Source organism: Acaryochloris thomasi RCC1774 (assembly GCF_003231495.1).
Taxonomy (GTDB): Bacteria; Cyanobacteriota; Cyanobacteriia; order Thermosynechococcales; family Thermosynechococcaceae; genus RCC1774.
On sequence record NZ_PQWO01000050.1, the window covers coordinates 1 to 8,470 of the forward strand.

The 8,470-nt window shown below is 50.7% G+C and carries 20 protein-coding genes; 18 read left to right on the forward strand and 2 right to left on the reverse strand.

Annotated features, from left to right (window positions below):
- The first annotated feature begins 211 nt into the window (after positions 1-211).
- Positions 212-472, forward strand: coding sequence for a DUF7693 family protein (locus tag C1752_RS30600; protein WP_110989227.1), 261 nt, complete (start codon positions 212-214; stop codon positions 470-472).
- Here the strand turns inward: C1752_RS30600 and C1752_RS28210 are convergent.
- Together C1752_RS28210 and C1752_RS27485 are read right to left on the reverse strand one after the other, a co-directional pair.
- Complete coding sequence (locus C1752_RS28210) at positions 445-642, reverse strand: hypothetical protein (protein WP_233501917.1); 198 nt, start codon at positions 640-642, stop codon at positions 445-447. The genes C1752_RS30600 and C1752_RS28210 overlap by 28 nt on opposite strands.
- A gap of 44 nt (positions 643-686) precedes the next feature.
- Positions 687-896, reverse strand: coding sequence for a hypothetical protein (locus C1752_RS27485; protein WP_110989228.1), 210 nt, complete (start codon positions 894-896; stop codon positions 687-689).
- A gap of 389 nt (positions 897-1,285) precedes the next feature.
- On the opposite strand from C1752_RS27485, the gene C1752_RS27495 reads away from it, so the two are divergent.
- The 17 genes from C1752_RS27495 to C1752_RS27570 all read left to right on the forward strand — a co-directional run.
- Positions 1,286-1,561, forward strand: a complete 276-nt coding sequence (locus tag C1752_RS27495; RefSeq protein ID WP_110989230.1) for a hypothetical protein — start codon at positions 1,286-1,288, stop codon at positions 1,559-1,561.
- Positions 1,562-1,642: 81 nt separating this feature from the next.
- The gene (locus tag C1752_RS28785; protein WP_110989231.1) at positions 1,643-1,840 is read left to right on the forward strand and encodes a hypothetical protein; all 198 of its coding nucleotides are present in this window, start codon (positions 1,643-1,645) and stop codon (positions 1,838-1,840) included.
- Between the two features lie 76 nt (positions 1,841-1,916).
- Entirely contained in the window at positions 1,917-2,252 is a 336-nt protein-coding gene (locus C1752_RS27505; protein WP_110989232.1) for a hypothetical protein, read from the forward strand.
- Between the two features lie 61 nt (positions 2,253-2,313).
- Complete coding sequence (locus C1752_RS27510; RefSeq protein WP_110989233.1) at positions 2,314-2,691, forward strand: DUF6876 family protein; 378 nt, start codon at positions 2,314-2,316, stop codon at positions 2,689-2,691.
- A gap of 73 nt (positions 2,692-2,764) precedes the next feature.
- A complete protein-coding gene (locus C1752_RS27515; protein ID WP_110989234.1) occupies positions 2,765-3,139 on the forward strand; it encodes a DUF6876 family protein in 375 nt (124 codons plus the stop codon).
- Between the two features lie 123 nt (positions 3,140-3,262).
- On the forward strand, positions 3,263-3,469 hold the full coding sequence (locus tag C1752_RS28215; protein ID WP_146242473.1) for a hypothetical protein: 207 nt from the start codon (positions 3,263-3,265) through the stop codon (positions 3,467-3,469).
- 4 nt (positions 3,470-3,473) lie between these two features.
- A complete protein-coding gene (locus tag C1752_RS27520) occupies positions 3,474-3,944 on the forward strand; it encodes a hypothetical protein (RefSeq protein WP_146242474.1) in 471 nt (156 codons plus the stop codon).
- Entirely contained in the window at positions 3,941-4,453 is a 513-nt protein-coding gene (locus tag C1752_RS27525; RefSeq protein WP_110989236.1) for a hypothetical protein, read from the forward strand. The genes C1752_RS27520 and C1752_RS27525 overlap by 4 nt, the downstream gene beginning before the upstream one ends.
- A gap of 58 nt (positions 4,454-4,511) precedes the next feature.
- Entirely contained in the window at positions 4,512-4,739 is a 228-nt protein-coding gene (locus C1752_RS27530; RefSeq protein WP_110989237.1) for a hypothetical protein, read from the forward strand.
- Positions 4,726-5,028: a hypothetical protein gene (locus C1752_RS27535; protein WP_110989238.1), complete on the forward strand. Its 303-nt coding sequence runs from the start codon at positions 4,726-4,728 to the stop codon at positions 5,026-5,028. The genes C1752_RS27530 and C1752_RS27535 overlap by 14 nt, the downstream gene beginning before the upstream one ends.
- A gap of 1 nt (position 5,029) precedes the next feature.
- Positions 5,030-5,215, forward strand: coding sequence for a hypothetical protein (locus C1752_RS27540; RefSeq protein WP_110989239.1), 186 nt, complete (start codon positions 5,030-5,032; stop codon positions 5,213-5,215).
- A 12-nt stretch (positions 5,216-5,227) separates the two neighbouring features.
- Positions 5,228-5,410 carry a hypothetical protein gene (locus tag C1752_RS28790; protein WP_110989240.1) on the forward strand — a complete coding sequence of 61 codons (183 nt, stop codon included), beginning with the start codon at positions 5,228-5,230 and terminating at the stop codon, positions 5,408-5,410.
- Positions 5,411-5,420: 10 nt separating this feature from the next.
- The gene (locus C1752_RS27550; RefSeq protein ID WP_110989241.1) at positions 5,421-5,822 is read left to right on the forward strand and encodes a hypothetical protein; all 402 of its coding nucleotides are present in this window, start codon (positions 5,421-5,423) and stop codon (positions 5,820-5,822) included.
- 231 nt (positions 5,823-6,053) lie between these two features.
- Positions 6,054-6,509: a hypothetical protein gene (locus C1752_RS27555; RefSeq protein ID WP_110989242.1), complete on the forward strand. Its 456-nt coding sequence runs from the start codon at positions 6,054-6,056 to the stop codon at positions 6,507-6,509.
- Positions 6,510-6,574: 65 nt separating this feature from the next.
- Positions 6,575-7,342, forward strand: a complete 768-nt coding sequence (locus C1752_RS30650) for a glycosyltransferase family 2 protein (RefSeq protein WP_503413837.1) — start codon at positions 6,575-6,577, stop codon at positions 7,340-7,342.
- Positions 7,335-7,820 carry a hypothetical protein gene (locus C1752_RS27565; RefSeq protein ID WP_110989244.1) on the forward strand — a complete coding sequence of 162 codons (486 nt, stop codon included), beginning with the start codon at positions 7,335-7,337 and terminating at the stop codon, positions 7,818-7,820. Before C1752_RS30650 ends, C1752_RS27565 begins: the two co-directional genes overlap by 8 nt.
- Positions 7,813-8,470: tetrahydrofolate dehydrogenase/cyclohydrolase catalytic domain-containing protein (locus C1752_RS27570; protein WP_146242475.1), on the forward strand; the 658-nt coding region annotated here is incomplete at its 3' end. The genes C1752_RS27565 and C1752_RS27570, both read left to right, overlap by 8 nt.

Sequence of the window (8,470 nt, forward strand, 5' to 3'; positions counted from 1 at the left end):
CTATACATAGAAAGAGATACATCGATTTAGGTGCTCTGAAAAAGGCGAAAAATAACGCCTGAAACCTATGCTGTCAAAGCGCTGCAGCCTTAGCGTTGTTTTCTGTTCCGATGTACCCTAAACACCTGATCCGTCGCTGTACTCTGATGCCGATCTGCAGCATAATCATTGTCAGATTGGACCGAGAGAGGTTGCAGAAGTTCTGCGAAAATTGATATCTGGCGAGAAGAACGCCCAGCTAGTATTTGATACTCCCTTCCAAAGCTGCATATCTGGTGATCTATTTGACTTTACCGTTGATAATTACAAGATCAGTCTGTTCATAGACGATCCAGGCACATTCGACTACATCGAATCCGTAACCATTGATAACAGGAGAGCTGTCTACGGAAACTGGAAAGTTGCCCCTGAATTTCTATTGAGTGAAGAGGAACAGAAGCAATTTCAGATACTGCTAGAAAGCCTGGAATGAACACCTACGCCCAAGAAGCCAGCGATGCGATGGCCCCTGGCCTGCCTTCGGCAATCGCAAGCTGAAGTGAGCGACCACCAGACCTTAACCCAGTAGCGATAGTTGGCGGCATCGCCCAGAGAACCATAGAGGCTGGCTTGTGTGTCGGCATATTCTATAGCGGCTGACAATACGACTTCAAGACCTTCGGAGTGGATGAACTCTTGTGGGTCCACTATCCGCTCTCGCCGTCCTTACTCATCAGATAATCCACAGCCCTCTTGAGTTGCATCGTTTGCTGGGCAATCTGCCCTCTCAGAACATCACCTGCCAACTGTGCTTCAACGAGTCGATCCAAGGTCTCCTGGTGATTGGACTGAACATTTACAAGCCTCTCTAACATCGCCTCTATGCGATCGAGCCTTTCGGGCGTTGCCTGAGTCATATCAATCCCTCACGCTCAGCAGCCTCACAAATCACTCGCCGGAGCCAAGCTGTTCTATTTGGCAGTTTTCTAACTGCTGTGTCTAACCTTTCAGACAACAAAACAGACACAGGCTTTTTAGCCAATTTGCCAGTAGTATTATCAGCCCGATCTGGCACTTTCAAGGTTTGGGGATATCCCGCAGGATTCGGCACGTTATATATCTCGGTTCAACACCAGAATCCTAGCATAAACAAAAACTGTAAATGAATATTACAAAAACCATTTAAGCGATATATATATCGCTTCAGATGCTATTATGTATACATACAGCAAAGGCACCGCCCAATCCCGCTAAGAAACAAGCGATGCCAATGCACTCCCAAGACTAATCAGGAGCTTTACCAATTATGACTATTTCCCTCGCCCCTGCAACAGCCAAGCAGTCGCAACTCTTCTCCGTCACTGCCTGCGTCGAGCAGTTCGACCGCGATCACGGTCGCATGGTTCGTGAAGATTACCTCTTCGCCTGTGAGCGCAAAGGCGGCTACGTTGGCCGCATCAAAGCCTGGGTCGAAGCCAATTGCACCATCGGCGGCGTCAGCCCCAACCTAATCGAACTCTACTGCTCTGAGTGGAAGACCGCAGCCGACGACCGTATCGCAGCCCTTGACGACGAATTCTAAATATCAGGGGGCCACGGTGCCCCCGCCGCCACACTTCAGAACAACCCCAGCACTACAGAAGGGGACTACCGGAGAATACACGTGATTGATGTCAAAGCCGCTCCCATTCCATGCACCTGGACTGCCTCAGATTCAAACGACGACCCTGAGATATTTGCAGTCAGTACCGGCAGCTCACCAGAGCAAGCTATCGCCAACTACTTCGATGCTTGTTTGGAGCTAGACCCGCATTACATGAACGATTCGCCAGAGTTCGTTCGATTCCTTCGGAGCTACTAAAACAAGCAGGGGGCCACGGTGCCCCCGCCGCATCACTTCCGTAAACCCATCGCTACAGGGAACAGGAGACTTACCAATGAAAGCCACGGATTTTATCAACACCCTCTCTCACTCGATTGAAGAGCTTCTAGCTCTGACAAGTGAAGACGATACTGGCTCTGAACTTGAGCAAAAGCTCTCTGCCAATGGTGACAAGCGCTGGATAGCTCATGGCGCAAAGGGCATTGTTCAAGACTGTCAGCGGGTTATCGATAACCTTTTGAGCTTCGAGAAGGGCATCAAGCAACCCACACAGTGGGAACAGCAGCACCTCATTCCGCAATGGCAAAGAGCACTCGGGCTATACCTCAGCAAGATGCAGACAATTGACGAACACTATTGCGCCACTCAACAAAACCAAGGCGAAGCATAGGCGGGCCATGAGCCACATCTATGCAGTAAACCCATCGCTACAAGGGACAGGAGAAATATACATGATTACCGCAGAAGCGCTTCAGCAAAACCTCGCGCATTGCACCGGCACCGAGCAATGGCACCAGCATCCACTGGGAATCACTTACACAGACGGCATCAAGATATTAGCCGAGGATGCCCAGTGTCACTGGCTCATTGATGCGATCGCAAGTCACCAGAAGAGCTATCAGATTATATACAACCCTGATTTGCAACAGTTTCAGCTCTGGTTGCTGACAGTCAACGAGGACAAAAGCGCAGTTCTGGCCTGCTACGAAGACAGCCCCAGCACTTGTGAACTTGTGATCACTCAGCTCATACCGATGACGGATTTCATTTTGCCTGAGATAAAGCTCTACCTGGAGCAAGGAACGCTATTGCTTCCCTCCGAACACTAAAGCCATCGGGGGCCATAGTGCCCCCCAGCAATACCCACGCCCAGCACTACAAGGGCACTACTGAGGATTACCCATGAAACCAGAAGAACTTGAGCAACGGCTCAGGCAGTTCTTGCCTAGCCCCACTCGCCATAAACATTTCACTGGGCTTTTATACACCGATGGACTTTTATACATGGTTGAAGAGCTTGAGATGGAGTGGTTAGTTCTTGCGATCGCAACTCATCAAAAAGGCTCCAGCATCACGGAAAGCAAAGAACTACAGACGTTCCAATGCTGGAAGTTTCACAATGGCAGCACTCCCATCCTGTTTTGCTACAAGGATAGGCTCAACAAATCCCCAGAGTTTGGCCGTCAAGTCCGCTCTACAGCCTTTCCCCTGCCTGAACTAGAGCTATTCGTGGACAAGGGAGTGCTCATGCTGCCCTCGGAATACGACGGCTCGTGATTATCGCAGCTTTGGCACTTGCGATGGCCCTTGGCCTGCCTTCGGCAATCGCAACCGTAGGCATTGCTGCCACTCAACGCCGAAATTTCTATCTATTCCGACCCTACAAAAGGAACCAATGATATGCAGACTCCTACCTTACCCCCACGACTTCAGACCAACCCACAACATGCAATCGCAGTTGCGATCGCAACTCTCATCAACGATTTGCTTTTCGCGGGCCGGATCGATTGGCATACAGCAGTTTACTACTGTCCGCCTGGAGTCTTTCATCTGCTGGAGTGTTCAGCAAGCCATGCAACAGTCGCAATCAAATCAATGGAGGCTTAAAGCCATGCAAGCACTAGGATTCTGTGACAGCCCCAGCTTACTAACCCTTTACGCCCACAGGGGCAACGGTACTAAGCGCTGGTTTTCCTTGGTAGACGGGGAGCCAGTAGAAGCCAGAGAAGCAATCGTTTGCTACATCAAGGCCATCGAATTCCCAGAGGTAGAACGACGCAACAAGGAGTGCAGAAAGCTGCATATCAAGATCAAAGCTCACCGCTCCATACTCATCGAAAGCGGCTACAACTCCAATTTCTCAAAGGGATTTCTACTTGCGATCGCAAGCCTGACGCCCGAACAACTGAAGCAACAAATCACGATTGAAGCTGATCCAGGGAAAGAAGAATCTGTACTCTTCTGCAAGATTTGGCTAGCAGGTCAGCGCATCTTCGTGAAAACGGAGAGCGTCCATGACTGGAGGGCCATTGCAGAAAAAGCGATCGCTAACGTTCGGGCAGCTCAGGGGGTGAGGGCATGAGTTTCAGTGATACCAGAGTTCAGCGGCATTCGATAGCATTTGTCCAGGTGATCGCACCGCTCAAGAAAGATGCGATCGCAATCAATGAATCCTTGCTAGAGCCTGATGCCTACCACCGCGCTACCGCAGAAAGCTGGCGGCAGTATCAGCGGTCGGCCAGCAGCAGCAGCCCCAGGACGACGGGGGTTGACTGGCGATTGCTCAAGCAAGTCACGGGCTATACCCGCGATGACCTAATCGGCTTTTGCCTCGACGAGGACTTGCCTACCATTTCAGGGCAGCTCACGCCCCATCAAGCCAGACAACTCAGAGACATTGTGCTTTGCAACTGGGCTGTACTCGAAGGACGATTTACGGAACATTGGCAGGCCAGGGAAGCGCTGGCAGACATCAGGCGGATGCTGCCGTGGACAGCCGGAGACCAAGAGCTATTCAGGGCGTGGGCTAGCGTTTCCCAGGGCGCGGCCAAGGGACCAGCAGCAAACTTTTATCTGGAGGATGCAGCGTAAACAGACAGCTCTAAGTCGAAGCTGCAATAGATAACTAGAAAGACCCAAGGAAAGACAAATGGCACAATTCCGAATCAACGATCAGGTCAAAAAAGCTCCGGTCCCTTTCGATAGCGTACTGGGACAACTTGCAAACAACGCTCAAGCCCTCAACGAAAACCTAGTGCAGCCAGGAGCTGAGCTTCGAGCCTGTGATGATGCCTGGAGATATTACTCCGCTCACCTGCAGTTCAAAGATATCCCAGTCAAGATCAGACCGTGTGAGGTATACCATGCAGGCTATTAAGCACAGCCCTGCTACTCATACGCAAGCTGATATCAACCTGGAACTGCTGCCAGAAACTCAAAGATCGCTAATCTCTAGCTTGCTTGCAAATGCCGCTCAAGCCAAGCCGCAGCAGGCCAATGAATTGCTCTGGAAAGCTGTAAAGGAGATGTCGCGGACTGCTGTTCTAAGCGCCCTCAGAGGAGAGGAGCAAAGGTTATGTCACAGTATTGAAGAGCTGCGCTCTCAACTCAAAACTCTAGCAGGGAAAGTCAAGAAGCATCAAAAACAATCAACTACTGAGAATTAGCATGAGAGCCAAAGTGGTCAGTTATTTATCACTGCAACGTGATCTTATAGGTTTAGCCCTCGGTATGGCATTGGGTCTTGCTATCGGCATCATGGGAGCGAACGCTTGGCTCAGGGCGCAAAAGCCTCCGTTTGAGTATCGCCCACAGCCTTCAGGGGGGCCGATAACCCTCAACGTCAAAAACTAGCATGGAGCCAACATGAAAGCCAAAGAAGGCAGAGGCAACTACAGCCGCCGAACATTCGCCCCACCCCGGACCACAGACCCCGACGAGACCCGACAGCAGTGGAACCAGAGAAATACTGAAGCTAGGGCCGTGGCAGCGCGGGAGAGGGCACAAGAGAGGCAAGGGGAGGCTTCAGAAGAGGAGAAGAGTTGCTGATAATGGTCCCATGACAGACGAATTAAGAGCTGAGCTGCACAAACTGGGATGGAGCAATCCGGTCTTTATCGACGGCCAATACTGGGGGTTTTCGCCAGGGAGCGTTATGCCCACGCCGATTCCAGCAGATGTTATCAAAAAAGTGAAACCGCTTACACGCAAGACCAGCATCTACGCTGAATTTGAGGCAGGCTTCCTTATCCCGGATGAGAGCATCGAGATAATTGACCCCGCAGCAGATGAGAGCATCGCTGATTTTTTACAAGAAGCTCCTTATCAGGGGGTAAAGAGAATAACTGCAGCATTGACAGTAGCAATCATCACCCTATCTCTAGCCTACCTTCTCCTACCTACCAAAGAAGACATATATCGTCCCATCGAGCCTAATACCGAATCCACTCAATCCAGATAAAAACGCCAGCTCAAATTTAAATCAGCAGTTCTTATAAGCACATTCTGCTTTTGCCAAAATCCCTGATCGCTTACCCCTTGTATCTCCAAAGCATCCAAGCGAAAATAGGCTAACGCTTCCAGTGATGGCGTCTTTCAAAACATCACCGGCCCGGAAAACACCGGAATAACAAACACAGCTTTGCAACCAAACTGAAACCACCGCGCATCTCTACAGCGTGAAGGAGACACCATGCTACATATTCTCGATCTAGCCACAAACACCTTACTCCTGGGTTTTGCCCTAGCCACACTGCAGGCGGCAATCGCCCTAACAGCAAATGCTTTACGTCGGAAGATTACAGCAGATTCATCAAGTGCCATCTCGTCAGAGGCAGCAAACGATAAGCTGGTAGAGGCAAAACCGACGCCTGCTCAAAAAGCAAGGCCAGAGAGTCCAACCCATACACTTATCACTCAGGCAAAGCAGCCCCCTACAGAGAAACGCCAGGGTGTTTCAAGGCCAGTGGTTACAGCAGCCCAAGCTGCAGATTTTGCCAAGAATAACCCACTCGCACCCGAGCCAATCGTCAGAGAGACTGCGGCACCTCGAACGAAGCCTGTAGCCCAAGCGATCGCTAAGCCGAAGGCCGCAGCCCCAAGATCCTTAGCAGAGCTGTTAGTCTCAGAACATAACAAGAAAGCTTAGGAGGACTGCCGTTCAACCTATCCATCATCACCGCCACCCATCACCGCCCTGATCTGCTCCGAGCGATCGCACTCCCGAGCCTTCTCAATCAGACCTGCCTCGATTTTGAGTGGGTCGTCATCAACGACGGCAAAGACCTCACCACCCGAGACCTACTGCAAAACTCAAGCTTTCCCTTCCACACCCACTACATCGAAATCGATCACCCTAAAGAGGGCTTTGGCCTTTGCATTGCCCGCAGTTTAGGGATTAATACGGCTCAGGGCGATCTCGTCTGCTATCTCGATGATGACAACGAGCTGAGGCCCGAGTTCATTGCCAACATCCTGCACTGGTTCAAGCAATACCCTGATCACTTCGGCTGTCTGCCGCAGCAGTGGCGACGGCGGGACGTGATCCACGAGGGGCAGGTGGTCAAAACAGGAAAGCCCTTCATCTCACCCCAGGCAGATGACACAATCTCGGACCTGATTGCTCAGCGATCGCTATTCGATAGCAACGGGTTCACCCACCGACGCCAGGGGGCACCCCACTGGAATCCTGACTATCGCGTGTTCTGTGACTACGAGTACTTTCTTCAGTGCTTGGCCGGTGGCCGGGAGATAGGGCTGAACCCTCAGGTGCTGGTGGATTACGTGCAGACATCTGAAGGTGAAATCGGTCGCTCTAACTATGGTCAGTGGGCGCAGGAGCTGCAGCAGCTCTACGAGGGGCGTCACGGGTATGATGGAATGGCGCAAGGCTGGGCAGACTGGATGCCCCAAGCGATCCACAAGTATCAGGACAAGGCTCAAGCATCGATACCCGGATTTAGGAGATCAGCCAATGGTTAATCAAGTCGTCAAGACAGACAAGCTAACACCTGTGGTAGAGACGATCTTTCACTGGAAGGTAGGAGATTCTAGCCATTGTTTGCTGAGGATTTACAGGGACGAGCGAGAGGAGCAGGTCATTGTTGTCCTGTCAGAGATTGCCAGCAATCAAGACAATACAAGTATCACCCGTGATTTCGAGGCTGTCGTTAATGCCGTCGCAGTGGGGCTTCAAGGTTATCTAGGCTCGGATGTTGCAAAGGTGAATTGGTTGAAGCATTATGGCCGATTCTCAGAGCGACCAACATACGAGAATCAGTATGATCCTGAATTCTTCAGGAAATTCCAATTTGAATGGGACTCAGGATATCCCACTCAGCTCGAAAATGATATCTACATCCACTTAGAGCAAACTAACACCCTATTCCCAGCCTTAGAGTTAGGCTTGGGAGAACAAGTAGACACCGGCATATACGGAACTACCATTTTTAATGGATGAGGTACGTGGTAGAGAGATTCTGCCTTCGGTCAAAGAACGGTGTGAGGTTTACCGCAGCAACTTAGCAGACAAGAACATCAAAATTGTTCGCTTTGCACCTGGCATTAACGAACATATCGATATGCTGCCGCAATATGAAGCAGCTCGATACTCAACAGAAAGCAAGATAAAAACCTTTCAGCACCTTAATTGCAACGTTGAAAGCCTACTGCTACCTCAAGAGACCTCCGTAAAAGAATTTAATAGGTTGCTTACACAGCTCAATAGCAACCCCAACACAGTTGGTATCATCGTCCAGAATCCTGTCCCAAAGGATCTTCGTGACAGCTTCGATCTGATTGGCTTCGAGAAAGACCTCGACGGGATGCGGACAGATAACCCATACTTCTCAACCTCAGCTACCTCAGAGACCATCTATCGCTTAGTCGAGTCTTTCGCTCAAGAGGGAGACACCGTAGCTGTTGTCGGAGCCAGAGGTTTTGTTGGTAGGGGCGTTGTCAAGCTGCTCAAAGAGGCGGGCATCGAGTTAGCGGCTAGAAGGTCTGGGTTAAGGATTAGTAGCGAGAGGCAGAGTTTGCCGATCAACCCAATAGAGATCCCATGCCCGATTGAGCATGACTGTCTTCATTGCAGCGAGTGCATCAGCCGTG

Bases quoted from the DNA above. Each gene is read 5' to 3' on its own strand.
- C1752_RS27485 (WP_110989228.1), bottom strand. From the start codon at position 896: ATGACTCAGGCAACGCCCGAAAGGCTCGATCGCATAGAGGCGATGTTA.
- C1752_RS27495 (WP_110989230.1), top strand. From the start codon at position 1,286: ATGACTATTTCCCTCGCCCCTGCAACAGCCAAGCAGTCGCAACTCTTC.
- C1752_RS27505 (WP_110989232.1), top strand. From the start codon at position 1,917: ATGAAAGCCACGGATTTTATCAACACCCTCTCTCACTCGATTGAAGAG.
- C1752_RS27510 (WP_110989233.1), top strand. From the start codon at position 2,314: ATGATTACCGCAGAAGCGCTTCAGCAAAACCTCGCGCATTGCACCGGC.
- C1752_RS27515 (WP_110989234.1), top strand. From the start codon at position 2,765: ATGAAACCAGAAGAACTTGAGCAACGGCTCAGGCAGTTCTTGCCTAGC.
- C1752_RS28215 (WP_146242473.1), top strand. From the start codon at position 3,263: ATGCAGACTCCTACCTTACCCCCACGACTTCAGACCAACCCACAACAT.
- C1752_RS27520 (WP_146242474.1), top strand. From the start codon at position 3,474: ATGCAAGCACTAGGATTCTGTGACAGCCCCAGCTTACTAACCCTTTAC.
- C1752_RS27525 (WP_110989236.1), top strand. From the start codon at position 3,941: ATGAGTTTCAGTGATACCAGAGTTCAGCGGCATTCGATAGCATTTGTC.
- C1752_RS27530 (WP_110989237.1), top strand. From the start codon at position 4,512: ATGGCACAATTCCGAATCAACGATCAGGTCAAAAAAGCTCCGGTCCCT.
- C1752_RS27535 (WP_110989238.1), top strand. From the start codon at position 4,726: ATGCAGGCTATTAAGCACAGCCCTGCTACTCATACGCAAGCTGATATC.
- C1752_RS27540 (WP_110989239.1), top strand. From the start codon at position 5,030: ATGAGAGCCAAAGTGGTCAGTTATTTATCACTGCAACGTGATCTTATA.
- C1752_RS28790 (WP_110989240.1), top strand. From the start codon at position 5,228: ATGAAAGCCAAAGAAGGCAGAGGCAACTACAGCCGCCGAACATTCGCC.
- C1752_RS27550 (WP_110989241.1), top strand. From the start codon at position 5,421: ATGACAGACGAATTAAGAGCTGAGCTGCACAAACTGGGATGGAGCAAT.
- C1752_RS27555 (WP_110989242.1), top strand. From the start codon at position 6,054: ATGCTACATATTCTCGATCTAGCCACAAACACCTTACTCCTGGGTTTT.
- C1752_RS27565 (WP_110989244.1), top strand. From the start codon at position 7,335: ATGGTTAATCAAGTCGTCAAGACAGACAAGCTAACACCTGTGGTAGAG.